23 protein-coding genes are annotated in these 26,982 nt (G+C 54.7%); 13 read left to right on the top strand and 10 right to left on the bottom strand.

What is annotated here, in order from left to right:
* The first annotated feature begins 1 nt into the window (after position 1).
* From ftsQ to mutT, 7 genes are all read left to right on the top strand, one after another.
* Entirely contained in the window at positions 2-838 is an 837-nt protein-coding gene (gene ftsQ, locus C3F35_RS08015) for a cell division protein FtsQ (RefSeq protein ID WP_103792738.1), read from the top strand.
* A 2-nt stretch (positions 839-840) separates the two neighbouring features.
* On the top strand, positions 841-2,097 hold the full coding sequence (gene ftsA / locus C3F35_RS08010) for a cell division protein FtsA (protein WP_032616543.1): 1,257 nt from the start codon (positions 841-843) through the stop codon (positions 2,095-2,097).
* A 63-nt stretch (positions 2,098-2,160) separates the two neighbouring features.
* Entirely contained in the window at positions 2,161-3,312 is a 1,152-nt protein-coding gene (gene ftsZ, locus C3F35_RS08005) for a cell division protein FtsZ (protein ID WP_032616544.1), read from the top strand.
* Between the two features lie 101 nt (positions 3,313-3,413).
* On the top strand, positions 3,414-4,331 hold the full coding sequence (gene lpxC / locus C3F35_RS08000) for a UDP-3-O-acyl-N-acetylglucosamine deacetylase (protein ID WP_032616545.1): 918 nt from the start codon (positions 3,414-3,416) through the stop codon (positions 4,329-4,331).
* Between the two features lie 250 nt (positions 4,332-4,581).
* The gene (secM, locus tag C3F35_RS07995; protein WP_072250876.1) at positions 4,582-5,085 is read left to right on the top strand and encodes a secA translation cis-regulator SecM; all 504 of its coding nucleotides are present in this window, start codon (positions 4,582-4,584) and stop codon (positions 5,083-5,085) included.
* Between the two features lie 59 nt (positions 5,086-5,144).
* Positions 5,145-7,850, top strand: coding sequence for a preprotein translocase subunit SecA (gene secA / locus C3F35_RS07990; protein WP_103792739.1), 2,706 nt, complete (start codon positions 5,145-5,147; stop codon positions 7,848-7,850).
* 57 nt (positions 7,851-7,907) lie between these two features.
* A complete protein-coding gene (gene mutT / locus C3F35_RS07985) occupies positions 7,908-8,300 on the top strand; it encodes an 8-oxo-dGTP diphosphatase MutT (RefSeq protein ID WP_103792740.1) in 393 nt (130 codons plus the stop codon).
* Between the two features lie 33 nt (positions 8,301-8,333).
* On the opposite strand, the gene yacG is transcribed toward mutT, so the two are convergent.
* From yacG to coaE, 3 genes are read right to left on the bottom strand one after another with little or no spacing between them, the layout of a single operon-like run.
* A complete protein-coding gene (gene yacG / locus C3F35_RS07980; protein ID WP_032616548.1) occupies positions 8,334-8,528 on the bottom strand; it encodes a DNA gyrase inhibitor YacG in 195 nt (64 codons plus the stop codon).
* Positions 8,529-8,537: 9 nt separating this feature from the next.
* Entirely contained in the window at positions 8,538-9,281 is a 744-nt protein-coding gene (gene zapD / locus C3F35_RS07975) for a cell division protein ZapD (RefSeq protein ID WP_077227162.1), read from the bottom strand.
* Positions 9,281-9,892 carry a dephospho-CoA kinase gene (coaE, locus tag C3F35_RS07970; RefSeq protein ID WP_103792741.1) on the bottom strand — a complete coding sequence of 204 codons (612 nt, stop codon included), beginning with the start codon at positions 9,890-9,892 and terminating at the stop codon, positions 9,281-9,283. Before coaE ends, zapD begins: the two co-directional genes overlap by 1 nt.
* Positions 9,893-10,127: 235 nt before the next feature.
* On the opposite strand from coaE, the gene C3F35_RS07965 reads away from it, so the two are divergent.
* Entirely contained in the window at positions 10,128-11,171 is a 1,044-nt protein-coding gene (locus C3F35_RS07965; RefSeq protein ID WP_032616552.1) for a GMP reductase, read from the top strand.
* 31 nt (positions 11,172-11,202) lie between these two features.
* On the opposite strand, the gene hofC is transcribed toward C3F35_RS07965, so the two are convergent.
* The 4 genes from hofC to nadC all read right to left on the bottom strand — a co-directional run bounded on the left by hofC (position 11,203) and on the right by nadC (position 15,301).
* Positions 11,203-12,399: a protein transport protein HofC gene (gene hofC, locus C3F35_RS07960; protein WP_103792742.1), complete on the bottom strand. Its 1,197-nt coding sequence runs from the start codon at positions 12,397-12,399 to the stop codon at positions 11,203-11,205.
* Positions 12,389-13,774 (bottom strand): type II secretion system protein GspE, encoded by a 1,386-nt coding sequence (gspE, locus tag C3F35_RS07955; RefSeq protein ID WP_103792743.1) that lies wholly within the window; start codon positions 13,772-13,774, stop codon positions 12,389-12,391. Before gspE ends, hofC begins: the two co-directional genes overlap by 11 nt.
* Entirely contained in the window at positions 13,771-14,223 is a 453-nt protein-coding gene (gene ppdD / locus C3F35_RS07950) for a prepilin peptidase-dependent pilin (protein ID WP_103792744.1), read from the bottom strand. Before ppdD ends, gspE begins: the two co-directional genes overlap by 4 nt.
* Positions 14,224-14,407: 184 nt before the next feature.
* On the bottom strand, positions 14,408-15,301 hold the full coding sequence (nadC, locus tag C3F35_RS07945; RefSeq protein ID WP_103792745.1) for a carboxylating nicotinate-nucleotide diphosphorylase: 894 nt from the start codon (positions 15,299-15,301) through the stop codon (positions 14,408-14,410).
* An 87-nt stretch (positions 15,302-15,388) separates the two neighbouring features.
* Here nadC and ampD point away from each other — a divergent pair, with 87 nt between their 5' ends.
* Positions 15,389-15,952, top strand: a complete 564-nt coding sequence (ampD, locus tag C3F35_RS07940) for a 1,6-anhydro-N-acetylmuramyl-L-alanine amidase AmpD (RefSeq protein WP_032616557.1) — start codon at positions 15,389-15,391, stop codon at positions 15,950-15,952.
* Positions 15,949-16,803 (top strand): beta-lactamase regulator AmpE, encoded by an 855-nt coding sequence (gene ampE, locus C3F35_RS07935; RefSeq protein ID WP_032616558.1) that lies wholly within the window; start codon positions 15,949-15,951, stop codon positions 16,801-16,803. The genes ampD and ampE overlap by 4 nt, the downstream gene beginning before the upstream one ends.
* 18 nt (positions 16,804-16,821) lie before the next feature.
* Here the strand turns inward: ampE and C3F35_RS07930 are convergent, their stop codons facing one another.
* From C3F35_RS07930 to aroP, 3 genes are all read right to left on the bottom strand, one after another.
* Positions 16,822-17,772, bottom strand: a complete 951-nt coding sequence (locus C3F35_RS07930) for a glycoside hydrolase family 43 protein (RefSeq protein WP_103792746.1) — start codon at positions 17,770-17,772, stop codon at positions 16,822-16,824.
* Between the two features lie 10 nt (positions 17,773-17,782).
* Complete coding sequence (locus C3F35_RS07925; protein ID WP_032616560.1) at positions 17,783-19,180, bottom strand: glycoside-pentoside-hexuronide (GPH):cation symporter; 1,398 nt, start codon at positions 19,178-19,180, stop codon at positions 17,783-17,785.
* Positions 19,181-19,340: 160 nt separating this feature from the next.
* Entirely contained in the window at positions 19,341-20,711 is a 1,371-nt protein-coding gene (gene aroP, locus C3F35_RS07920) for an aromatic amino acid transporter AroP (protein WP_032616561.1), read from the bottom strand.
* Positions 20,712-21,250: 539 nt separating this feature from the next.
* Here aroP and pdhR point away from each other — a divergent pair.
* The 3 genes from pdhR to aceF all read left to right on the top strand — a co-directional run bounded on the left by pdhR (position 21,251) and on the right by aceF (position 26,840).
* On the top strand, positions 21,251-22,015 hold the full coding sequence (gene pdhR, locus C3F35_RS07915) for a pyruvate dehydrogenase complex transcriptional repressor PdhR (RefSeq protein ID WP_032616562.1): 765 nt from the start codon (positions 21,251-21,253) through the stop codon (positions 22,013-22,015).
* A gap of 242 nt (positions 22,016-22,257) precedes the next feature.
* Positions 22,258-24,921, top strand: a complete 2,664-nt coding sequence (gene aceE / locus C3F35_RS07910; RefSeq protein WP_032616563.1) for a pyruvate dehydrogenase (acetyl-transferring), homodimeric type — start codon at positions 22,258-22,260, stop codon at positions 24,919-24,921.
* A gap of 14 nt (positions 24,922-24,935) precedes the next feature.
* Complete coding sequence (aceF, locus tag C3F35_RS07905; protein WP_103792747.1) at positions 24,936-26,840, top strand: pyruvate dehydrogenase complex dihydrolipoyllysine-residue acetyltransferase; 1,905 nt, start codon at positions 24,936-24,938, stop codon at positions 26,838-26,840.
* The last annotated feature ends 142 nt before the right edge of the window (positions 26,841-26,982 follow it).

Below are 26,982 nucleotides of genomic sequence, written 5' to 3'. Positions count from 1 at the left end.
TATGTCTCAGGCTGCGCTGAACACGCGAAACCGTGACGAAGAAGAAGAGTATTCCTCTTCGCGACGGAGTAATGGAACGCGTCTTGCAGGGATTACCTTCCTGCTCGCCGTGCTGTGTACGGTGTTTGGCAGCGGCTGGATGGTGCTCGGCTGGATGGAAGATGCACAACGTCTGCCTCTGTCGAAACTGGTGGTGACAGGTGATCGTCACTACACGCGTAATGATGATATCCGTCAGTCGATTCTGGCATTAGGATCGCCCGGCACCTTCATGACGCAGGATGTGAATATTATCCAGAGCCAGATTGAGCGTTTGCCCTGGATTAAACAGGCGAGCGTTAGAAAGCAGTGGCCGGATGAATTGAAGATTCATCTGGTTGAATATGTACCCATTGCGCGTTGGAATGATCAGCATATGGTTGACGTAGATGGAATTTCTTTCAGCGTCCCGGCCGATCGTGTCAGCAAGCAAAATTTACCTATGTTGTATGGTCCTGAAGGCAGCGAAAACGAAGTGCTGGAAGGTTTCCGTAACATGGGGCAAGTGCTGGCTAAAGATCGTTTTACCCTGAAACAAGCCGCGATGACGGCGCGTCGTTCCTGGCAATTGACGCTGACGAACGATATTAAGCTGAATCTTGGCCGGGGTGACACGATAAAGCGTCTGAACCGTTTTGTAGAACTTTATCCCGTTCTACAGCAGCAGGCGCAGGCTGAAGGCAAAAGGATTAGCTACGTTGATTTGCGCTATGACTCAGGCGCATCGGTCGGGTGGATCCCGGCGCCGGTTGAGGAACCTAATCAGCAACAGACTCAGGCTCAGGTACAGGCAGAATAACAATGATCAAGGCGACGGACAGAAAACTGGTAGTAGGACTGGAGATTGGCACTGCGAAGGTTGCCGCTTTAGTAGGGGAAGTTCTGCCCGACGGTATGGTCAATATCATTGGTGTGGGCAGTTGCCCGTCTCGTGGTATGGATAAAGGTGGGGTAAACGACCTTGAGTCGGTGGTGAAATGCGTACAGCGCGCCATCGATCAGGCCGAACTGATGGCAGATTGCCAGATTTCCTCCGTGTATCTGGCGCTTTCTGGCAAGCATATCAGCTGCCAGAACGAGATTGGCATGGTGCCGATCTCAGAAGAAGAAGTCTCGCAGGAAGACGTCGAAAACGTAGTGCATACTGCGAAATCTGTGCGCGTCCGCGATGAACATCGCGTCCTGCATGTGATCCCGCAGGAGTATGCGATTGACTACCAGGAAGGGATTAAAAATCCGGTAGGCCTTTCCGGCGTGCGTATGCAGGCAAAAGTGCACTTGATCACATGTCACAACGATATGGCGAAGAACATCGTCAAAGCCGTTGAACGTTGTGGTCTTAAAGTTGACCAACTGATTTTCGCCGGTCTTGCGGCAAGTTATTCCGTACTGACTGAAGACGAACGTGAGCTGGGCGTCTGTGTCGTGGATATCGGTGGTGGTACGATGGACATGGCCGTCTATACCGGCGGGGCGCTGCGCCACACGAAAGTTATCCCTTATGCGGGGAACGTGGTGACCAGCGATATCGCCTATGCCTTTGGCACGCCACCGAGCGATGCAGAGGCGATTAAAGTGCGCCACGGTTGTGCACTTGGCTCCATTGTGGGCAAAGATGAGAGCGTTGAAGTGCCGAGCGTGGGTGGACGTCCACCGCGCAGCCTACAGCGCCAGACGTTAGCCGAGGTCATTGAGCCGCGTTATACCGAGCTACTCAACCTGGTCAACGAAGAGATTTTGCAGTTACAGGAACAGCTTCGCCAGCAAGGTGTCAAACACCATCTTGCGGCGGGGATTGTATTAACCGGCGGTGCGGCGCAAATTGAGGGTCTTGCGGCCTGTGCTCAGCGCGTATTCCATACGCAGGTGCGCATCGGCGCACCGCTGAACATCACCGGTTTAACGGATTATGCTCAGGAGCCGTATTACTCAACGGCAGTGGGCTTGCTTCATTACGGGAAAGAAACACATCTCAGTGGCGAAGCAGAAGTAGAAAAACGCGCGTCGGTAGGTTCGTGGTTTAAACGAATCAATACCTGGCTGCGAAAAGAATTTTAATTTTAGTAAGAGACCGGCGAGAATTAACGGTTTCGGGCGACAGGCACAAAACGGAGAGAAACTATGTTTGAACCTATGGAACTGACCAACGACGCGGTGATTAAAGTCATCGGCGTCGGTGGCGGCGGCGGTAATGCTGTAGAGCATATGGTGCGCGAGCGCATCGAAGGTGTAGAGTTCTTCGCGGTGAACACCGATGCGCAGGCACTGCGTAAAACGGCTGTTGGCCAGACGATCCAAATCGGTGGCGGCATCACCAAAGGGCTGGGCGCTGGGGCAAACCCGGAAGTCGGGCGCAATGCTGCAGAAGAAGATCGTGAAGCCCTGCGTGCTGCGCTTGATGGTGCAGACATGGTGTTTATCGCCGCGGGCATGGGCGGCGGTACCGGAACCGGTGCTGCGCCAGTGGTTGCTGAAGTTGCTAAAGATTTAGGTATCCTGACGGTTGCCGTCGTGACTAAGCCTTTCAATTTTGAAGGCAAGAAGCGTATGGCGTTTGCCGAGCAGGGTATCACCGAGCTGTCCAAACACGTGGACTCGCTGATCACTATTCCGAACGACAAACTGCTGAAAGTGCTGGGCCGTGGCATCTCTCTGCTGGACGCCTTTGGCGCTGCGAACGATGTACTGAAAGGTGCAGTGCAAGGTATCGCCGAGCTGATCACCCGTCCGGGCCTGATGAACGTCGACTTTGCTGACGTGCGCACCGTGATGTCCGAGATGGGCTACGCGATGATGGGCTCCGGCGTGGCGAAAGGTGAAGACCGTGCAGAAGAAGCCGCTGAAATGGCGATCTCTTCTCCGCTGCTGGAAGATATCGATCTGTCTGGTGCGCGCGGCGTGCTGGTCAACATCACTGCGGGCTTCGACCTGCGTCTGGATGAGTTCGAAACCGTGGGTAACACCATCCGTGCGTTCGCCTCTGACAACGCCACTGTGGTAATCGGTACGTCCCTTGATCCAGAGATGAACGATGAGCTGCGCGTAACTGTTGTTGCTACCGGTATCGGCATGGACAAACGTCCTGAGATCACCCTGGTGACGAACAAAACTGCTCAGCAGCCTGTTATGGATCGCTACCAGCCGCACGGCATGGCGCCGTTGACGCAAGAGCAAAAACCGGCCGCGAAAGTGGTTAATGACAACACAACACAGACCCAGAAAGAGCCAGATTATCTGGATATCCCTGCGTTCCTGCGTAAGCAAGCTGATTAAGAATTAGCTGGAATTAGGGAATTTACGCTCTTTGTGCTAAACTGGCCGCCCGATAGTGATATACACTCTCGGTTGGATAAGTAACTTGGCGAGATTATACGATGATCAAACAAAGGACATTAAAACGTATCGTTCAGGCGACAGGTGTCGGTTTACATACCGGCAAGAAAGTCACACTGACGCTGCGCCCTGCGCCGGCCAATACCGGGGTCATCTATCGTCGCACCGACTTGAATCCACCGGTAGATTTCCCGGCTGATGCCAAATCTGTGCGTGATACCATGCTCTGTACTTGCCTGGTGAACGAGCATGACGTGCGGATCTCTACCGTAGAGCACCTGAATGCCGCCCTGGCGGGTCTGGGTATCGACAACATTGTTATTGAAGTCGATGCGCCAGAAATCCCAATCATGGATGGCAGCGCTGCACCGTTCGTTTATCTGTTGCTGGATGCCGGCATTGAAGAACTGAACTGTGCGAAGAAATTTGTGCGTATCAAAGAGACCGTTCGTGTCCAGGATGGCGACAAATGGGCTGAATTCAAGCCGTTTAATGGTTTTTCGTTGGATTTCACCATCGACTTCAACCATCCGGCGATTGATTCCAGCACCCAGCGCTATGCGATGAACTTCTCTGCTGATGCGTTTATGCGTCAGATTAGTCGTGCGCGTACTTTTGGTTTCATGCGTGATATCGAATATCTGCAGTCCCGCGGCCTGTGCCTGGGCGGCAGCTTCGATTGTGCCATCGTTGTTGACGATTATCGCGTACTGAACGAAGACGGCCTGCGTTTTGAAGATGAATTCGTTCGTCACAAAATGCTGGATGCGATCGGCGACCTGTTCATGTGTGGTCACAATATCATTGGTGCATTTACCGCGTATAAATCCGGTCATGCGCTGAACAACAAACTGTTGCAGGCTGTTCTGGCAAAACAGGAAGCCTGGGAATATGTGACCTTCGAAGACGAAGCTGAACTGCCACTGGCATTCAAAGCACCAAGCACAGTTCTGGCGTAACGGTAGATCCCGTTATTTAAATTCGACTGGTTGACCTGGCACTCTCTCCGGCCAGCAAGACCAGTCGTTTTTGTTTTTATCCTTCCCGAATTGCCGTAGTCAATGGCGCGTTTGCTGATTTCATCACCATTTTTAACCTCCCCGGTGCCTCATTACTGCTGCTGCGCCGTCGCATTGGTGGTAATATCTGGACGCTAAATAGAAAATTCTTACGGTGAGCCTGAAGGCTTACTTACTTTTGGTGGGGCAATTGAGCGGAATTCTGACGCGCTGGCGACAATTTGGCAGACGTTACTTCTGGCCGCATCTCCTTTTGGGGATGGTCGCGGCGAGCCTTGGCCTGCCCGCGCTCAGCAGCAACGCCGAAGCAGCTAACCCCGCAAAGACCGCCACCTCTCCACAAGACCTGAACACGCGGGTTAACTTCACTAACCTTGCTCTACTGGAAGCGAATCGCCGACCAAATTACACGGTGGATTATTGGCATCAGCATGCTATCCGCACCGTTATTCGTCACCTCTCATTCGCCATGGCACCGCAGGCGTTGCCTGCTGTGGAAGAGTCCCTCCCGGTTCAGGCGCACCATCTGGCGCTGCTGGATACGCTCAACACGCTGCTTACCCAACAGAGCGAGCCGCCGGTCATTGTTCGTCAGGTCGCGCTTACTGCGTTCTATCCCCCATCCGCTTTCTCCGTGTCGGCCTGGATTAGCCAGGTACAGGGCATCCGCGCCGGACCTCAACGCTTCAGCTAAATTAACGCTTTTTAATACCTTAATTTAACTGCCCATGATGGGGCGTTTGAGAATTTATTATGTTAATCAAATTACTAACAAAAGTTTTCGGTAGCCGTAACGATCGTACTTTGCGCCGTATGCGCAAAGCTGTCAGCATCATCAATGGCCTTGAGCCAGCGATGGAAAAACTCTCTGATGAAGAGCTGAAAGGCAAAACTGTAGAGTTCCGTGCCCGTCTTGAAAAAGGCGAAACCGTTGAAAGTCTGATCCCGGAAGCTTTCGCCGTGGTTCGCGAAGCGAGTAAGCGCGTATTTGGCATGCGTCACTTCGACGTGCAGCTGCTGGGCGGTATGGTGCTGAACGACCGTTGCATCGCGGAGATGCGTACCGGTGAAGGTAAAACCCTGACTGCGACCCTGCCTGCTTACCTTAATGCCTTGTCCGGTAAAGGCGTACACGTCGTAACCGTCAACGACTATCTGGCGCAGCGTGACGCCGAAAACAACCGTCCACTGTTCGAGTTCCTGGGCCTGACCGTGGGCATCAACATGTCCGGTCTGCCTGCTCCGGCCAAGCGTGAAGCCTATAACGCGGACATCACATACGGCACCAACAACGAATACGGTTTTGACTACCTGCGCGATAACATGGCATTCAGCCCGGAAGAGCGCGTTCAGCGTAAACTGCATTATGCGCTGGTGGATGAGGTTGACTCCATTCTGATCGATGAAGCCCGTACGCCGCTGATCATCTCCGGCCCTGCCGAAGACAGCTCCGAAATGTATCGCAAAGTCGACAAAATCATTCCTCACCTGATCCGTCAGGAAAAAGAGGACTCCGACAGCTTCCAGGGCGAAGGCCACTTCTCCGTGGACGAAAAAGCCCGTCAGGTGAACCTGACCGAACGTGGTCTGGTCCAGATCGAAGCACTGCTGGTTGCGCAGGGCATTATGGATGAAGGCGAGTCACTCTACTCTCCAGGCAACATTATGCTGATGCACCACGTGACGGCGGCGCTGCGCGCGCACGTACTGTTTACCCGTGACGTTGACTATATCGTTAAAGATGGCGAAGTTATCATCGTCGATGAGCACACCGGTCGTACCATGCAGGGGCGTCGCTGGTCCGATGGTCTGCATCAGGCGGTGGAAGCTAAAGAAGGCGTGGATATCCAGAACGAGAACCAGACCCTGGCATCCATTACCTTCCAGAACTACTTCCGTCTGTATGAGAAACTGGCAGGGATGACCGGTACGGCGGATACCGAAGCCTTCGAATTCAGCTCAATCTACAAGCTGGATACCGTGGTGGTTCCAACCAACCGTCCGATGATCCGTAAAGATATGCCGGACTTGGTCTACATGACCGAAGCAGAAAAAATTCAGGCCATCATCGAAGATATTCGCGACCGTACCGCCGCGGGCCAGCCGGTTCTGGTGGGTACCATCTCTATTGAAAAATCCGAAGTGGTTTCCAATGAGCTGACGAAAGCGGGCATCAAGCACAACGTACTGAACGCCAAATTCCACGCCAAAGAAGCGGATATCGTTGCGCAGGCGGGCTATCCGGGGGCCGTAACAATCGCCACCAACATGGCGGGCCGTGGTACTGACATCATGCTGGGCGGTAGCTGGCAGGCAGAAGTAGCCGAGCTGGAAAACCCAACCCCGGAACAGATCGCCCAGATCAAAGCCGACTGGCAGGTTCGTCACGATGCTGTACTGGCCGCGGGCGGTCTGCACATCATCGGTACCGAGCGTCATGAATCTCGCCGTATCGACAACCAGCTGCGTGGTCGTGCAGGTCGTCAGGGTGATGCCGGTTCATCCCGCTTCTACCTGTCGATGGAAGATGCGCTGATGCGTATTTTCGCCTCTGACCGTGTGTCGGGCATGATGCGCAAACTGGGCATGAAGCCGGGCGAAGCAATCGAGCACCCGTGGGTGACCAAAGCCATCGCTAACGCCCAGCGTAAAGTGGAAAGCCGTAACTTTGATATTCGTAAGCAGCTGCTTGAGTATGATGACGTAGCCAACGACCAGCGTCGCGCGATTTACACCCAGCGTAACGAGCTGCTGGACGTGTCCGACGTGAGCGAAACCATCAACAGCATCCGTGAAGACGTCTTTAAAGCCACTATCGATGGTCACATTCCTCCGCAATCGCTGGAAGAGATGTGGGATATCGAAGGCCTGCAGGCACGCCTGAAGAACGATTTCGACCTGGATCTGCCTATCCAGGAGTGGCTGGATAAAGAGCCTGAGCTGCACGAAGAGACCCTGCGCGAGCGTATTTTTGCTAATGCCATTGAAGTCTATAAGCGCAAAGAAGAAGTGGTCGGCGCTGAGATGATGCGTCACTTCGAGAAAGGCGTCATGCTGCAAACGCTGGACTCCCTGTGGAAAGAGCACCTGGCGGCGATGGACTACCTGCGTCAGGGGATCCATCTGCGTGGCTATGCGCAGAAAGATCCGAAGCAGGAGTACAAACGCGAATCCTTTGCGATGTTTGCTTCAATGCTTGAATCCCTGAAATACGAAGTGATCAGCACCCTGAGCAAGGTGCAGGTACGCATGCCGGAAGAAGTTGAAGAGATGGAGCAGCAGCGTCGCGAAGAGGCTGAACGTCTGGCCCAGATGCAGCAGCTTAGCCATCAGGACGACGAAGAAGCCGCCGCTGCCGCGATTGCCGCGCAGGCCGGTGAGCGTAAGGTAGGTCGTAACGATCCGTGCCCATGTGGTTCCGGTAAAAAATACAAACAGTGCCATGGCCGTCTGAGCTAACCATTAAACCAACTGAAAAGGCGCAGATATCTGCGCCTTTTTTATGGAATCAGGACAATGAAAACACTGCAAATCGCTGTCGGGATCATTCGCAACTCCGATAACCAAACCTTTATTACCCAGCGTGCGGCGGATGCGCACATGGCAAATAAGTGGGAATTTCCGGGCGGGAAGATCGAGGCTGGCGAAACGCCGGAGCAGGCGTTGATTCGCGAGCTACAGGAAGAGGTGGGGATCACCCCGCTCGGTGCGACCCTGTTCGATAAACTGGAATACCAGTTCCCCGATCGCCACATTACCTTATGGTTCTGGCTGGTGGAAAACTGGGAAGGGGAGCCATGGGGCAAAGAGGGACAGCCGGGGAGTTGGGTTACGCTTCAGGCGAGTGATGCCGATAAATTCCCACCGGCAAACGAACCCGTCATTACCCGCTTAGTGGGGAAGTTATAGCCTGCTAAGCGAAGAGCCAGCAGGCTTTTACAGTTACTGCTGGTTTTCGCTCCAGTCATCGCTGTCAGAGAGATCGCCATCGCTCGGAATGCGTTTCTCTTCCGCAGCCCACTCACCAAGATCGATCAACTGGCAACGTTTGCAGCAAAAAGGACGAAAAGGACTCTGCTCGCCCCAGATAACGGGCTTCCCACAGGTGGGGCAGTTTACGGTGGTAACATCAGACATCATGGCTCCTTAACAACACGCCAGCTCAAAGTCGAGACGTTCCGGCACCAGACCATGTTCACTGTCGAGCGGCATGAAACGAATCGCAAAGCGGCTCTTGTGACCTGAAATTTGTGGGTAAAGCTGATCGGCAAGGGCCAGCTGCAGGCGCAGCAGATCGGCATCCTCACCGTTATCCTGATAAAAACCGTTCAGGCTGGTTTGCTTACGGAACGGCGCGGAGTTGCGGATCAAATCAAGGATCAGCGACAGCGCCTGGTTCAGCGGCTCAAGGCTGCCGAGCCAGCTTTGTACCTGAACATCGCGCTGCTCCTGCGGCATGTGCAGCCAGATATGCAGAGTCGGTAAATCGAAACTACAGCAGCCGCCAGGAATGCTCAGACGCTGGCGAACCAGCGCCACCAGACGATCTTCCCGCAGAAACTGGCCGATACGTGGCGCCGCCATCAATACAGTGCTGTTGTGTTTCAACTGCTGACGCAGGCTGTCGATACGGCTGTTATCCACGCCAGGCACTTCGGCCCAGGCCTGTAATTTACGCTGCTGACGCTCCAGCTCTTTCAGTAATTCTGTGCGAACTTCACCACGCTCTAACACATCCAGCAGGTCGCTGACGTTACGGAAAAAATGCAGCGCCGTGGTGTGATCCTGTATCGGAAGAAGGCTTGAAAGCTGCTGGATTAAAAACTCGATGCGCAGCCAGGTACGCATTTTTTCATTGAGGGGATGCTCAAACAGAACGTGGGTGTGCATTATGCTTTTTCCTGTGAAACGGCCTGCGCCAGGTAGTACTGATGCAGGCGGGCAACATCGGAGCTGATAGCATCCGGTGCGCCGTTATTATCAATAACATCATCCGCGACGGCAAGGCGTGCTTCACGCGTGGCCTGCGCGGCAAGAATTTGTTCGGCATGTTCGCGCGCAACATTATCGCGGGCGATGGTGCGCTGAATTTGTGTTGTCGGAGAGACGTCGACGACAAGCACCCGATCAGCTTTTTCATGGAGCTTATTTTCCACCAGAAGCGGTACAACCCAGAGGACATAAGGTGAGGTCGCCTGCGACATCTGCCTCTGCGTCTCCTGCTGGATCAGCGGATGAAGCAGGGCATTTAGCCAGGCTTTTTCTTCAGGATGCGAGAAAATGCGTTCACGCAGCATCCGGCGGTTCAGGGTGCCATCGGGTGCGATCATATCGTGCCCGAAATGTTCTGCGATGGCGTGCAGTGCAAGTGTACCTGGCTCTACCACCTGGCGGGCAATGATGTCGGCATCAATAATCGTGACACCCAGACGAGAGAAGGCGTCGGCCACAGTGCTTTTGCCACTGCCAATGCCTCCCGTTAATGCAACGATGTACCCCATTAATTAAAATCCTGGGAAATATTCATTATTGATATCAATTGCTTAACATTTAATCTTTTAACAGCAATGGTTAAGCTCTGCTTACGGACTTTTTACCAGGTAAATTTATAGGATTGTAGCGTAAAAAAAGTGATTTTCGCAGTCTTGCGCAACAGGTATTAGTGCGTATGATAGCGTCACTGGAGTTGTGTGTTTCGTTTTTCGACATTTACCCCAGTACCCCAGGAATCCGCAAATGCGTATCGAAGAAGATCTGAAGTTAGGTTTCAAAGACGTTCTTATCCGCCCTAAACGTTCTACTCTGAAAAGTCGCTCCGACGTTGAACTCGAACGTCAATTCACCTTTAAGCATTCCGGTCAGACCTGGTCTGGCGTGCCTGTTATCGCCGCCAATATGGATACGGTTGGGACGTTCGCAATGGCGAAAGCACTGGCTTCCTTCGACATCCTCACCGCCGTGCATAAGCACTACAGCGTTGAAGAGTGGAATGCGTTTGCAGGCTCCGTTTCTGAAACTGTTCTCAAGCACGTAATGGTTTCTACCGGCACCTCCGATGCCGATTTCGAAAAAACGAAACAGATCCTTATTGCCAACCCGAACCTGAACTTCATCTGTATTGATGTCGCGAATGGTTATTCGGAACATTTCGTGCAGTTCGTTAGCAAAGCGCGCCAGGCCTGGCCGACCAAAACCATTATTGCAGGTAACGTGGTTACCGGTGAAATGTGTGAAGAGCTGATCCTGTCCGGTGCCGATATCGTGAAAGTGGGCATTGGCCCGGGTTCCGTCTGCACCACCCGCGTAAAAACCGGTGTTGGCTATCCGCAACTCTCAGCGGTGATCGAGTGTGCTGATGCAGCCCACGGCTTGGGCGGCCAGATCATCAGCGACGGCGGTTGCACCATGCCGGGTGACGTGGCGAAAGCCTTTGGCGGCGGCGCAGACTTCGTGATGCTGGGCGGTATGCTGGCAGGTCATGAAGAGAGCGGCGGTACCGTTGTTGACGAAAACGGTGAAAAATTCATGCTGTTCTATGGCATGAGTTCTGAATCCGCGATGAACCGTCACGTGGGCGGCGTTGCTCAGTATCGTGCGGCAGAAGGTAAAACCGTTAAGCTGCCACTTCGCGGCCCGGTTGAGAACACCGCGCGTGATATCCTGGGTGGCCTGCGTTCAGCCTGTACCTACGTGGGTGCATCCCGACTGAAAGAGCTGACCAAGCGCACCACCTTTATCCGCGTTCAGGAACAGGAAAACCGCGTTTTCAATAGCCTGTAATGCTCGCTCGCTGGCGCGGTTCGCGCCAGCGTTATCCCGCCCCCATCGCATCCCCCAGATGAAAAATCGGCAGGTACATCGCGACCACCAGCGTGCCGATAATTAACCCCGTCACAATTAACAGCAGCGGCTCCAGCAACGAAGCGAGATTATCCGCTTGCTGAAATGTCTGCTCATTATGATGCTGCGCCAGATTAGCCAGCATGGTATCCAGCGCGCCCGAAGCTTCGCCGGTGCGAACGAGTTGAATGCAGAGCGGCGTAAAGATCGCCGCTTCATTCAGTGCAGACCAGATGGGCGCTCCCTGCATGATGTGCTGGCGTATCGCCTGTAATTTCTCCTGCCAGAAGGGGCATGTCAGCGTCTCTTCTGTACTTTCCAGCCCCTGAATAAAGGCGATGCCTGCCTGCTGCGTAAGCGACAGAACGGTAAAGATCTGGCTGAGCTTTTGCCCGCGCACGAGCGCCCCAACCACCGGGCTGCTCAGCAGCAGACGCTGCGTGGCGCGTTGCCATCGCCGGTTGCGGCGAACATACATCAGGCCACATGCCGCCACCACCAGACTTAGCAGCAACCCCGCGCCCCGCTCCTGCAGCATGGTTGCCAGCGCCATTACAGCGCGGGTCAGGGCCGGTAAGGGCGTGTTGAAGGTTTTGTAGATCGCGGCAAATTCCGGCAGTACCAGGGTCACCATCGCCAGTACCACGGCGAAGGCCAGGGCGAGGATAATCACCGGATAGCGCAGCGCCTTTTTTACCTTCGCGCTCAGCTGATGCTGTGTTTTTTGCTGTTGCGCCAGCTGACGACAACATTCATCGAGCTTGCCGGTCAGCTCCCCGGTTTTCATCATCGAAACATAGAGTGGAGGGAAGACATGCGGCCACTTTTTCAGGGCGTCTGAAAAGGCGCAACCCGCGCTGAGATCGTCAGCCACGCTCTGCAGCAGGGCCTGCCACTGCCGGATGGGGTGCTGCTGCGCCAGAAGCGCCAGACCAGCCGAAAGCGTTAAGCCCGCCTGCAGTAACGTCGCCAGCTGGTGGATCACCTCGTAGCGCTGCTGCGCCCGCCAGCGCGTCTGCTTCAGGCTGCGTTTGATTTCGAGAGGGAAGAGATCCCGGCCCAACAGGACGCTCCACGCCGTTTGTTTGTCGGCAGCCCAGAGCGCGCCAGTCTTTTGCTCTCCCTGCGGGTTAAGCGCCCGCCAGCGCCACAGTTGATTATCCGCCATCCGATTCGCCCAGCATCTGAACCAGCTCCCCAAGCGTGGTGTGGCCTTGCTCTACCGCCATGCAGCCATGTTCAAACAGCGTGACCATGCCCGTCTGTCTGGCCAGCTTTTCGATCTCCTCCACCGGCGCTCCGCTGGCAATGGCGGCGCGCAGTTCCCGGGTGATCACCATCACTTCGAAGATCGCCACCCGACCATAAAATCCGTGATAGCAGCGGTCGCAGCCCACTGGCTGCCAGTGCGGCAAAGGCCGGGGCCATAGCGCTTGGGGCAAGGGCGTATCCCGGTGCACCTCGGTACGGCAGTGTGGGCAGAGTCGGCGCACCAGCCGCTGGGCGATCACCAGAGACAGCGCCGACGAGATCATCCAGCGTGCCACGCCCATTTGTTGCAGGCGAACCAGCGTCTCAGCAGTAGAGTTGGTGTGCAACGTTGACAGCACCAGATGACCGGTCTGTGCAGCGTTGATGGCGATCTCTGCCGTTTCGCCATCGCGTATTTCGCCCACCACAATAATGTCGGGATCCTGGCGCAAAAATGCGCGCAGCACGCTCTGGAAGGTTAACCCTGCCCGGGGATTAATGGGCGTTTGATTTAGCCCCTCCAGCGGGATTTCGACCGGATCTTCCACACTGCAGATATTCACCGCGGGCGTGTTCCGCGCCTGCAGTGCGCTGTAGAGAGTAACGGTCTTGCCGCTGCCGGTGGGGCCAGTTACCAGAATCAGCCCCTGGGATTTGTGCAGTGTGCTGGCAAATAGCCGCTGCTGGGTTTCGCTCATGCCCAGTTGTTCGAGCCGCAGTGCCTGTTGCTCTTGCTGCAGAAGTCGCAGAACGATTTTTTCGCCGTTGCGGCAGGGGAGCGTGGCAATGCGAAACGAGACGGGAGATCCCGAAAGCTCGACCGTAAATTGCCCATCCTGAGGTAAGCGACGCTCGGCGATATCCAGATTGCCCAGCACCTTCAGTCTGGCGATAAGGGTTGTGCCAAGTTCGGCCGGGAGCGGTTGCTGCGGGTAGAGCACGCCGTCAATGCGCAACCGTATCCGCCAGCTTTCGTCGGCTGGCTCGATATGAATATCCGACGCCCGCTGGCTCAGAGCCTGCATCAGGGTCTGGTTAAGTATGTCGATGGCGGAACGCGTCGGTGTAGTGACCACAGGCAAATGCGCTTCCGACATGGTCTGCTGGTGCTTTTCCATTCGCTCGGCGGTCCAGCATTCAATGTCAATTCGTTTCTGCGTCGCAAAACGTAATGCCTCCAGCAGTTCGGGCGATGGGTTGCCGACCACAGCAATGTTGATCCTGTCCTGGGCGCAGGTCAGCAGCAGGGCGTTATGACGCCGACAAAGGGCCGTTAAGCGTTCAGCATTCATTGCCCGCTCTCCTGTTCAGCCGTGAAGCGGAACACCTCTTCGCAGGCCAGCTTCAGTGCGCTGTCCTCGCCAACGGTGCACAGGCGCTTCCAGCCAGTGATGCCGTTACCATTATCCCACTGCGGGGTCATCGTCACCTCCAGGCCGTTCAGGCTCTCCTGGCCAGTCAGGGTAATAACGCCTTTGTCGATGCTCATCCCGGAGACATAACGGCTGGTCGACGGGGAGGGAATACCGTTGACGCCCGCATCACAGCTCTCTGTCCCGCCATGATCGAGAGCGCAGAGTTCGACTGCGGTACGGTAGGGCATAAAGGTTTGCAGCATATCGGTGAGGGCGGCTTTTCGCAGGTAGTTCTGGTAAGCCGGAATGCCAATCGCGCTGAGGATAGCCACGATGCCGATGACCACCATTAACTCGATGAGGGTAAATCCTTTTTGTCTTTCCATGGGTCGCTCCTTATGTTGACGCACATTACTGTGGCAGCGGGGCAGACCAGGGGCGAGGGGCAAAAATCGATTCGTGAAGCAGCATTCAGCGGGATGTGCTGGTGTTACAAAACCATGCAGCAGGTTTGCGGGGCGGGTCGTAAATCGGGCGTACCCGGCCTGTGCAGGCCGGGCTTTTTGTCACTTAGCGAAAGCGCATCGACAGGTCGAGGGCGCGAATATGTTTGGTCAGCGCGCCAACGGAGATGAAATCGACGCCGGTTTCGGCAAATTCGCGCAAGGTTTCGTATGTCACGTTGCCGGAGACCTCAAGGCGGGCCTGGCCGTTGGTGCGCTTCACCGCTTCACGCATCTCTTCGGTTTTGAAGTTATCCAGCATGATGATGTCGGCACCCGCTTTCAGGGCATCGTCCAGCTCCTGCAGGTTTTCCACTTCCACTTCAACCGGCACATCCGGGTGCAGCCAGAAGGCTTTTTCCACGGCCTGGCGAACGGAGCCGGAGGCAATAATATGGTTTTCTTTTATCAGGAACGCATCAGATAAACCCAGACGGTGGTTTGCGCCGCCGCCGCACAGCACGGCATATTTCAGGGCGGTACGCAGGCCCGGCAGCGTTTTACGTGTATCCAGTAGCTGGGTATGAGTGCCTTCCAGCAGGTCGACATAGCGGCGAGCTTCGCTGGCGACACCGGAAAGCGTCTGGACAAAATTCAGCGCGGTGCGTTCACCGGTCAGCAGGACGCGTGATGCGCCTTCAAGTTCAAACAGCGGCTGATTCGCTTTAATGCTGTCGCCATCTTCAACATGCCACGTCACCTTAACGCTGTCACCGGCCAGCTGGGTAAAGACCTCTTCCACCCAACGTTTACCACAGAAAACCCCGTCTTCACGAGTGATCACAACCGCATGGGAACGGGCATCTTCCGCCAGCAGCTGGGCGGTTATGTCGTTGTCAGCATTGACGTCTCCACCCAGATCTTCGCGCAGCGCATTGGCAACGCTTACCGGAATATCAAGATTTATACGTTCCAGCAGTACGTTACGTCTGTGGTCGGGGTTGTAGCGGCGAGGCGGCATGTTAAAACTCCAAATTGGTAACGAATCATAAGATTGAAACATGCTACTCTGAACCGGGAATCAGCACCATATATAAGGAGATCCTGCATGCAGTTAGAACATGGCTGGCTGGCAGATGCCCGGCGTGTTCCGTCGCCACACCACGATTGCCGCCCGGAGGATGAGATCCCGTCGCTGCTGGTGGTGCATAACATCAGTCTGCCGCCAGGCGAGTTTGGCGGTCCGTGGATTGACGCGCTATTCACCGGGACAATCGATCCCGATGCTCACCCCTTTTTTGCGGAGATCGCTCACCTGCGCGTTTCTGCCCATTGTCTTATTCGTCGTGACGGCGAAATCGTCCAGTATGTTCCCTTTGATAAACGTGCCTGGCATGCGGGCGTTTCTCAGTATCAGGGGCGTGAACGGTGCAATGACTTTTCTATCGGCATCGAGCTGGAAGGGACTGATACACTGCCCTACACCGATGCGCAGTATCAACAGCTGGCCGCGGTGACGCGCGCCCTTATCAAGCTCTACCCGGCTATTGCCCAGAACCGGACCGGACACAGCGATATTGCACCGCAGCGCAAGACCGACCCTGGCCCGGCCTTTGACTGGCAACGATTTAACACTATGCTTACCGCCCTGTCAGATAAGGAGATGACATGACGTTATTTACCATGCTGCTGGTGATGATTGCTGAGCGTTTGTTCAAGCTGGGCGAGCACTGGCATCTGGATCACCGGATGGAAGTGCTGTTTCGTCGCATCCGCCATTTTTCCATGATCCGTACTCTGCTGATGACCGCGGCGGTGATGGGCGTGGTGTTCCTGCTGTTGCGTTCGCTGTATGGTCTCTTCTTCAATGTGCCGCTGCTGGTGGTGTGGATCCTGCTCGGTGTGCTCTGTATTGGCGCGGGTAAGGTGCGTCTGCACTACCATGCCTATCTGAAGGCGGCAACCAACGATGATGCCCATGCCCGCGGCGCGATGGCCAGCGAGCTGACGCTGATCCACGGCGTCCCGCCGGAATGCGACGAACGCGAGTTTTTACGCGAGCTGCAGAACGCGCTGTTGTGGATTAACTTCCGCTTCTATCTGGCGCCGTTGTTCTGGTTTGTCGTCGGCGGTGCGTGGGGGCCGGTGCTGATGATGGGTTATGCGTTTTTACGCGCCTGGCAGAGCTGGCTGGCGCGCTATCTGACGCCGCACGAGCGGTTACAGTCCGGGATCGACGCTATTCTGCATGTGCTGGACTGGCTGCCGGTGCGACTGTTCGGGGTGGTTTATGCCCTGATCGGGCACGGCGAGAAAGCCCTGCCGGCATGGTTTGCCTCGCTGGGAGATCGCCATACCTCGCAGTACCTGGTGTTAACACGTCTGGCGCAGTTCTCGCTGGCGCGTGAACCGCATACCGATAAGATCGAAACGCCGAAAGCGGCCGTTTCAATGGCCAAGAAAACGTCGTTTGCGGTGGTGGTGATTGTGGCGTTGCTGACCATCTACGGCACGCTGATCTAAACCAGCGTGCCGCAGGGCTTACACTGTATCCGCTGACGGGATGCCAAAATCAGGCATCCCGTTTTCATTCCAGCGAACAAGCTTCAGGCGGGTGTGGCGGTTCGGATCATACAGCGGATCGCCCTCGATTTCGGTGTAGTTACGCGCGTGGTAAACCAGCACGTCTTCACCCTCCGGCGTTTGGGTAAAGCTGTTGTGCCCCGGCCCGTACTGGCGGTTTTCATAGCTGGTGGTAAATACCGGCTGCGGTGATTTATGCCAGTTCGCCGGGTTCTGCGGGTCGGCATTAAGGTCGATCCACAATAGCCCCATGCAGTAGTTTTCATCGGTGGCGCTGGCAGAATAACTGATAAACAACCGATCGCCGTGGAACAGCACTGCCGGGCCTTCGTTGACCCAGAACCCGCGGCACTCCCAGTCATACTCCGGTTTGCTGAGCATCACCGGCTTGCCTTTTAACGTCCACGGGTTTTCCATTTCGCACAGGTACAGGTTCGAGTTACCGGTGATATCCGGGGCTTTTTGCGCCCACAGATACCAGCGTTTTCCCTGGTGAACAAAGGTGGTCGCATCCAGCGCAAAGGTATCGAACGGGGTTTGGATCTGACCTTTCTCAACCCAGGTGCCGGTGAGCGGGTCGCTGTCGGAACACTCCAGCGCAAACATCCGGTGCTGGAACATCCCGAGTTTATCCAGCGCCTGAGTGTGCGTAGCGGCGAAATAGATGTACCACTTGCCGTCAATCCAGTGCAGCTCCGGTGCCCAGATCAGCTGACTCATCGGGCCGGTGTCGGGCTTGCGCCAGACTACCACTTCATTGGCGCTGCGCAGCCCCTCCAGCGAGTCGGCACGGCGGATCTCCAGCCGGTCGTACTCCGGCACCGAGGCAATAAAGTAGTATTGTCCTTCATGATGAAGAATGTACGGGTCAGCGCGTTGTTCAATAAACGGGTTTGGCCAGGTTTGCATTCGGCTTTCCTTATTTTGTCTCAGCGGCGTTGAGTTCCTGAAAATCATTCAGCTCGCGGTAGTTGTTCCGGCGTTTTTCCAGGTCTTGCTGAATTTGCTTCATGGTTTCGCGATCAACCTTCAGCAGACGCACCACGCCAGCAGTAATGAGGTAGCCAATGCCCGGAATGACGGTGAAGAGCAGAACGATCCCGTTGATGGCATCCGCGCTTTGCGCTTTAGCACCGGCATCATAACCGTACCAGGAGAGCAGGAAGCCCACCATCGCCCCGGCAATCGCCAGCCCCAGCTTGAGGAAGAAGATGTTGCCGGAGAAGCTGATCCCGGTGATACGTTTACCGGTTTTCCATTCGCCGTAGTCATCTACGTCGGCCATCAGCGACCAGTGCAGCGGAGACGGGATCTGGTGCAGGATATTCAACAGGAAGTAGAGCACTACAATGGTCACGGTGGCTTTTGGATCGAAGAAATAGAAGGCGGTGGAGAAAATCGCCAGCACGATATTGGTCCAGAAGAAGACCTTCAGCTTACACCAGCGGTCGGTCAGCACTTTTGCCAGCACGCTGCCAAGCATCATGCCGACCACGCCCAGGCTGATAAACAGGGTGGCGAAGTGAGTGCTCTGGCCCATGACCCAGGTGACGTAATACATGGTTGCCGCCATGCGGATAAAGCCCGGGCAGACGTTGCAGAGCGTCAGCAGCAGAATGCGTACCCACTGGTCGTTCTTCCACACATCTTTCAGATCGTTTTTCAGCTCGTCATTGGTTTGCACCGCCGGGCGAACACGCTCGCGCACGGTAGAGAAGCTGAACAGGAACATGCAGGTGCCAATCAGCGCCAGCACGGTCATGGCCATCTGGTAGCCTTTGGCTTTGTCTTCGCCGCCGAACCAGTCGGCCATCGGCAGCAGCGTCAGCGACAGCAGCAGGGTGGCGATACCAACCATCACAAAGCGATAAGACTGACAGGCCACGCGCTCTTTAGGATCGTTAGTGATCACACCCCCCAGCGAGCAGTACGGAATGTTAATAGCCGTATAGGTCAGGGAGAGCAGGAAGTAGGTGACGAAGGCATAGATAACTTTGCTGTTATAGGTCCAGTCCGGGGTGGTAAACATCAGGATGCTGAACAGCGCATAGGGGAAGGCGATCCATAAAAGCCATGGACGAAATCGCCCATACTTACTACGGGTACGATCAGCAATGGCCCCCATAATGGGGTCGGTCACGGCATCGATGACGCGCACAGAGAGCAGCAATACCCCCACCAGTGCCGGAGCAAGGCCGAAAATATCCGTATAAAAATAGTTTACAAACAGCATGATGGCGCCAAAGATGATGTTGCATCCGGCATCCCCCATTCCATAGCCGATCTTTTCTTTTACTGAAAGTTTATTGTTATCCATCGACGATTCTCCGAGTTGCACTATGGAGAGAATTATTCGCTGCCGAAGCAAAATATGCGTTGCAGTATACCGTCGGTGATATGGATAAAATGGCTGTTGGCGAGAAAGTGTGAGGAAGGTAACAACCCTCTGCATCCGCCGGGACGCAGAGGGGAGAGGATTAATGCGCTTTTACTGCTTTAGCATTTTTCTGCTTACATGCGTAACCCACCCCAAGGATAACAATCCAGACCGGGATCAGGTAAACCGAGATAGCCATACCCGGCGTCATCAGCATGATAACCAGCACGGCAGCCATAAACAGCAGGCAGACCCAGTTACCCAGCGGGTAGAGCAGGGCAGGGAAACGCGTTTTCACGCCCTGCTGCTGTTTCGCACGACGGAACTTCATGTGCGCCAGGCTGATCATCGCCCAGTTGATCACCAGAGCGGAGACCACCAGCGCCATCAGCAGACCAAAGGCGGATTCCGGGGCCAGGTAGTTGATCAGTACGCACAGCGCGGTCACAACCGCCGACACAATAATGGTGTTAACCGGCACGCCACGCTTATCCACGTTGAGCAGCGCTTTCGGGGCGTTACCCTGCTGAGCCAGGCCGAACAGCATACGGCTGTTGCAGTAAACGCAGCTGTTATAGACCGACAGCGCGGCGGTCAGTACCACCACGTTCAGGGCGTTGGCCACAAAGGTGTCGCCCAGCTCGTGGAAGATCAGCACAAACGGGCTGGTGTCAGCGGTGACGCGGGTCCACGGCAGCAGGGAAAGCAGCACGGCCAGCGAGCCTACATAGAAGATCAGGATGCGGTAGATAACCTGGTTGGTCGCTTTCGGGATGCTCTGTTCCGGGTTGTCTGCTTCAGCGGCGGTGATACCCACCAGCTCAAGACCACCGAAGGAGAACATAATGATCGCCATCATCATCACCAGCCCGGTCATGCCGTGTGGCAGGAAGCCGCCCTGATCCCAGAGGTTGCTCACGCTTGCCTGCGGGCCGCCGTTGCCGCTGAACAGCAGCCAGCCGCCAAACAGGATCATCGCCACAACCGCAATAACTTTAATAATGGCGAACCAGAACTCCATCTCACCGAACACTTTTACATTAGTCAGGTTGATGGCGTTGATGACTACAAAGAAGACCGCCGCGGAGACCCAGGTTGGGATCTCAGGCCACCAGAACTGGACATATTTACCGACCGCGGTCAGTTCCGCCATCGCCACCAGCACATACAGCACCCAGTAGTTCCAGCCGGACGCGAACCCGGCAAAGCTGCCCCAGTATTTATAAGCAAAATGGCTAAAGGAACCGGCTACCGGCTCTTCGACCACCATTTCACCGAGCTGACGCATAATAAGAAAGGCGATAAAACCGGCAATGGCATAACCCAGAATAATACCCGGACCGGCAGACTGAATAACCGATGCGCTGCCAAGGAACAGGCCTGTACCGATAGCGCCACCGAGAGCGATAAGCTGAATATGGCGGTTTTTAAGGCCGCGCTTCAGCTGATCGCCATGCTGTTGACCATCCATTATGAAACCTCGTGTGTGGTTGTTATGTTCACGCTCAGGCGTGTGTAATTATGAAATTCCATTTCATGTATTTATTAGTTTACGGTTCAATTGGCTGAAAATATCGGAAGTGTCTTCCGTAATTGGAAGAATAATGTTAAGCGACGGCGAATGCACCTGCTTTATGCGTGGAGAAAGTGAGTTCGAATAAAAAGAAAGCATTTGTAAATCGTTCCGTTTATGTCCCTTCATCAACCTATAGAATAAAAATGCTCCATAAGTGGGCAGCTTTTCATTTTTTACTCCGCTAAATCGGTTCAGATCGCACTTTTCTTCGTTTCGATAAAGTTAAAACTGCCTCTTTGGGAGTAATCATTTCATTTGTGCAGAGTTACATTTTTGAAACGTTATTTCTGTAAGGTTGTTAAAATAAGCAGGGTTTACTGATTTCGGTCAAAACCAATATGGACAGAAGGTGAATACTTTGTTACTTTAGCGATACGAACATGAAATTGGTAAGACCAATTGACTCCGGGCAAAAAAGGCGTAAGACAGGGAATATGGCCTACAGCAAAATTCGCCAACCAAAATTATCTGATGTGATTGAGCAGCAGCTGGAGTTTTTGATCCTCGAGGGGACCCTGCGCCCCGGTGAGAAACTTCCACCTGAACGCGAACTGGCTAAACAGTTCGACGTTTCCCGTCCTTCGCTGCGTGAGGCGATCCAACGTCTCGAAGCCAAGGGCCTACTGCTTCGTCGCCAGGGTGGCGGAACCTTTGTGCAAAACAGCCTGTGGCAGAGCTTCAGCGACCCGTTAGTGGAGCTGCTCTCCGACCACCCAGAATCCCAGTTCGATCTGCTTGAGACCCGTCACGCGCTTGAAGGCATCGCGGCTTACTACGCGGCGCTGCGCAGCAACGATGAAGATCGTGACCGCATTCGCGAACTCCATCAGGCCATTGAACGGGCCCAACAGTCCGGCGATCTCGACGCCGAGTCCGACGCCGTCGTCCAGTATCAAATTGCCGTCACAGAAGCAGCCCACAACGTGGTGCTCCTCCATCTGCTACGCTGCATGGAGCCAATGCTTGCCCAGAACGTTCGTCAGAATTTTGAATTGTTGTATGCCCGTCGGGAGATGCTCCCGCTGGTCAGCAACCATCGCACTCGAGTATTCGAGGCGATAATGGCCGGGGAGCCGGAGCAGGCGCGTGAAGCGTCGCACCGTCACCTGGCTTTCATTGAGGAAATCTTGCTGGACCGCAGCCGTGAACAGAGTCGTCGAGAACGTTCACTTCGCCGCATACAGCAACGAAAGGATTAAGCGCCAGTTTTTTAGAGCGCGGCAACTAAACGCAGAACCTGTCTTATTGCGCTTTTAGTTTTCGACATAGTTTGGGTTGTATCGCGGCGGCAAGTGCGCGCATCCCCAGGAGCACAGTTAACGCTGTGACTGGAGTGAAGAAGCGCAGCCAACAAAGAGACAGCCCGAAACGAAAAGAAAAGAAAGTGCAATGGGACAGGTTCCAGACAAATCAACGTATTAGATAGATAAGGAATACCCCCATGTCAGAACGTCTCCAAAATGACGTGGATCCGATCGAAACTCGCGACTGGCAACAGGCGATCGAATCGGTCATCCGTGAAGAAGGTGTTGAGCGCGCTCAGTATCTGATTGAACAGATGCTTTCTGAAGCCCGCAAAGGTGGCGTGAAAGTAGCTGCAGGTGCAGGGGCTAACAACTACGTAAACACGATTGCCGTCGAAGACGAACCGGAATACCCGGGCAATCTGGATCTGGAACGCCGCATCCGTTCTGCAATTCGCTGGAACGCCATCATGACCGTTCTGCGCGCATCCAAAAAAGATCTGGAGCTGGGCGGCCACATGGCTTCCTTCCAGTCTTCTGCAACCGTTTATGAAGTGTGCTTCAACCACTTCTTCCGCGCACGCACCGAGAAAGACGGCGGCGACCTGGTGTACTTCCAGGGCCACATCTCTCCGGGCGTTTACGCACGTGCGTTCCTGGAAGGTCGTCTGACTGAAGAGCAGATGAACAACTTCCGTCAGGAAGTTCACGGTAAAGGCCTGTCTTCTTACCCGCACCCGAAACTGATGCCTGAATTCTGGCAGTTCCCGACCGTATCTATGGGTCTGGGTCCAATCGGTGCGATCTACCAGGCTAAATTCCTGAAATATCTGGAACACCGTGGCCTGAAAGACACCTCTCAGCAGACCGTTTACGCCTTCCTGGGCGACGGCGAGATGGATGAGCCAGAATCTAAAGGTGCGATCACCATCGCGACCCGTGAGAAGCTGGACAACCTGTGCTTCATCATCAACTGTAACCTGCAGCGTCTGGATGGTCCGGTAACCGGTAACGGCAAGATCATCAACGAACTGGAAGGCATCTTCGCAGGTGCTGGCTGGAACGTGATTAAAGTCATGTGGGGCGGTCGTTGGGATGAGCTGCTGCGTAAAGACACCAGCGGTAAACTGCTCCAGCTGATGCAGGAAACCGTTGACGGCGACTACCAGACCTTCAAATCCAAAGATGGTGCCTACGTTCGTGAGCACTTCTTCGGTAAATACCCTGAGACTGCAGCCCTGGTTGCTGACTGGACTGACGATCAGATCTGGGCACTGAACCGTGGTGGTCACGATCCGAAGAAAGTCTATGCTGCACTGAAAAAAGCGCAAGAAACCAAAGGCAAAGCGACTGTAATCCTGGCCCATACCGTTAAAGGTTATGGCATGGGTGATACCGCCGAAGGTAAAAACATCGCGCACCAGGTGAAGAAAATGAACATGGACGGCGTGCGTTACATCCGCGACCGTTTCAACGTTCCAGTGACCGACGAGCAGGTTGAAAACCTCTCTTACATCACCTTCCCGGAAGGTTCAGAAGAGCACACCTATCTGCACGCACAGCGTCAGAAACTGAACGGCTACCTGCCGTCCCGTCAGGTGAACTTCACTGAGAAACTGGAACTGCCAGCGCTGGAAGACTTCTCTCAGCTGCTGGAAGAGCAGAACAAAGAGATCTCCACCACTATCGCCTTCGTGCGTGCCCTGAACGTGATGCTGAAGAACAAGTCGATCAAAGATCGTCTGGTGCCAATCATCGCTGACGAAGCGCGTACCTTTGGTATGGAAGGTCTGTTCCGTCAGATCGGTATCTACAGCCCGAACGGTCAGCAGTACACCCCGCAGGACCGCGAGCAGGTTGCATACTACAAAGAAGACGAGAAAGGTCAGATCCTGCAGGAAGGTATTAACGAGCTGGGCGCAGGCGCATCCTGGCTGGCTGCTGCGACTTCTTACAGCACCAACAACCTGCCGATGATCCCGTTCTACATCTACTACTCCATGTTCGGTTTCCAGCGTATCGGTGACCTGTGCTGGCAGGCTGGCGACCAACAGGCTCGCGGCTTCCTGGTCGGTGGTACTTCCGGTCGTACGACGCTGAACGGTGAAGGTCTGCAGCACGAAGATGGTCACAGCCACATTCAGTCTCTGACTATCCCTAACTGTATCTCTTATGACCCGTCTTACGCGTACGAAGTGGCAGTCATCATGCATGACGGTCTGCAGCGCATGTATGGTGAAGCGCAAGAGAACATTTACTACTACATCACCACCCTGAACGAAAACTACCACATGCCGGCCATGCCAGCAGGTGCCGAGGAAGGTATCCGTAAAGGTATCTACAAACTCGAAACTGTTGCAGGTAGCAAAGGTAAAGTTCAGCTGCTGGGCTCCGGTTCTATCCTGCGTCACGTTCGTGAAGCAGCGCAGATCCTGGCGAACGACTACGGCGTAGGTTCTGACGTCTACAGCGTGACCTCCTTCACCGAACTGGCACGTGATGGCCAGGATTGTGAGCGCTGGAACATGCTGCACCCGCTGGAAACCCCACGTGTTCCGTACATCGCTCAGGTGATGAACGACGCGCCAGCTGTAGCTTCAACTGACTATATGAAACTGTTCGCTGAGCAGGTTCGTACTTACGTACCAGCTGATGATTATCGCGTACTGGGTACTGACGGCTTCGGTCGTTCTGACAGCCGCGAAAACCTGCGTCACCACTTCGAAGTTGATGCTTCTTACGTGGTTGTAGCAGCACTGGGCGAACTGGCTAAACGTGGCGAAATCGACAAGAAAGTGGTGGCGGAAGCAATCACCAAATTCAACATCGATGCAGATAAAGTTAACCCGCGTCTGGCGTAAGAGGTAAAAGAATAATGGCTATCGAAATCAATGTACCGGACATCGGGGCTGATGAAGTTGAAATCACCGAGATCCTGGTCAAAGTGGGCGACAAAGTTGAAGCTGAACAGTCGCTGATCACCGTAGAGGGCGACAAAGCCTCTATGGAAGTCCCGTCTCCTCAGGCTGGCATCGTTAAAGAGATCAAAGTCTCTGTTGGCGATAAAACCGAGACTGGCAAACTGATCATGATTTTCGATTCCGCCGACGGTGCAGCAGCTGCTGCACCTGCGCAGGAAGAGAAGAAAGAAGCCGCTCCGGCCGCTGCTCCAGCAGCTGCCGCGGCAGCGAAAGAAGTGAACGTGCCTGACATCGGCGGTGACGAAGTAGAAGTTACTGAGATCCTGGTCAAAGTGGGCGATACCGTTGCGGCTGAGCAGTCTCTGATCACTGTAGAAGGCGACAAAGCCTCTATGGAAGTCCCGGCACCGTTCGCAGGTACTGTTAAAGAGATCAAGATCAACACCGGTGACAAAGTGTCTACTGGCTCTCTGATCATGGTCTTCGAAGTGGCGGGTGCTGCACCTGCTGCTGCCCCGGCTCAGGCGGCTGCTCCGGCACCTGCTGCTGCTCCAGCTGCGGCTGGCGGTGCGAAGGACGTTAACGTCCCGGACATCGGCGGTGACGAAGTTGAAGTGACCGAAGTGATGGTGAAAGTGGGCGACAAAGTTGCTGCTGAACAGTCACTGATTACCGTTGAAGGCGACAAGGCTTCTATGGAAGTTCCTGCGCCATTCGCCGGTACCGTTAAAGAGATCAAAATCAGCACCGGCGACAAAGTGTCTACTGGCTCTCTGATCATGGTCTTCGAAGTGGAAGGCGCTGCGCCTGCCGCGGCTCCGGCTGCTGCTGCTCCGGCACCTGCTGCTGCACCGGCTCAGGCTGCAAAACCTGCTGCTGCCCCTGCTGCCCCTGCTGCGAAAGCAGAAGGCAAATCTGAGTTTGCTGAGAACGACGCCTACGTTCACGCCACCCCGCTGATTCGTCGCCTGGCGCGCGAATTCGGTGTAAACCTGGCGAAAGTGAAAGGAACTGGCCGTAAAGGTCGTATCCTGCGCGAAGACGTTCAGGCTTACGTGAAAGACGCGGTGAAACGCGCTGAAGCGGCACCTGCTGCTGCCACCGGTGGCGGTATCCCGGGCATGCTGCCATGGCCGAAAGTCGACTTCAGCAAGTTCGGTGAAATCGAAGAAGTGGAACTGGGCCGTATCCAGAAAATCTCTGGTGCGAACCTGAGCCGTAACTGGGTGATGATCCCGCACGTTACGCACTTCGACAAAACGGATATCACCGATCTGGAAGCGTTCCGTAAACAGCAGAACGCCGAAGCTGAGAAGCGCAAACTGGACGTGAAATTCACCCCAGTGGTCTTCATCATGAAAGCCGTTGCTGCTGCGCTTGAGCAGATGCCACGTTTCAACAGCTCCCTGTCTGAAGATGGCCAGAAGCTGACGCTGAAGAAATACATCAACATCGGTGTTGCGGTTGATACGCCAAATGGTCTGGTTGTTCCTGTCTTCAAAGACGTGAACAAGAAGAGCATCACTGAGCTGTCTCGCGAACTGACCACCATCTCCAAGAAAGCGCGTGATGGTAAGCTGACTGCCGGCGAAATGCAGGGCGGCTGCTTCACTATCTCCAGCATCGGCGGCCTGGGTACTACCCACTTCGCGCCGATTGTGAACGCGCCGGAAGTGGCGATCCTCGGTGTCTCCAAGTCTGCGATGGAGCCAGTGTGGAATGGTAAAGAGTTTATGCCGCGTCTGATGATGCCAATTTCTCTCTCCTTCGACCACCGCGTGATCGACGGTGCTGATGGTGCCCGCTTCATTACCATCATCAACAACACCCTGAGCGACATTCGCCGCCTGGTGATGTAATAGAAAAGCCGGCCTGACGGCCGGCTTTTTTCTGGTAACCTCATGCTGTTCGTGAGGTTATTGGCGAAAGCAAAAATTCGTGAGCCGTTTGTTGTTTCAAAATTGTTAACAATTTTGTAAAATGCGAGCGGATAGAACGACC

It is taken from the genome of Leclercia sp. LSNIH3 (genome assembly GCF_002935105.1).
In the GTDB taxonomy this organism is placed as follows: Bacteria; Pseudomonadota; Gammaproteobacteria; order Enterobacterales; family Enterobacteriaceae; genus Enterobacter; species Enterobacter adecarboxylatus.
This window is presented reverse-complemented; position numbering and strand designations above follow the sequence as displayed.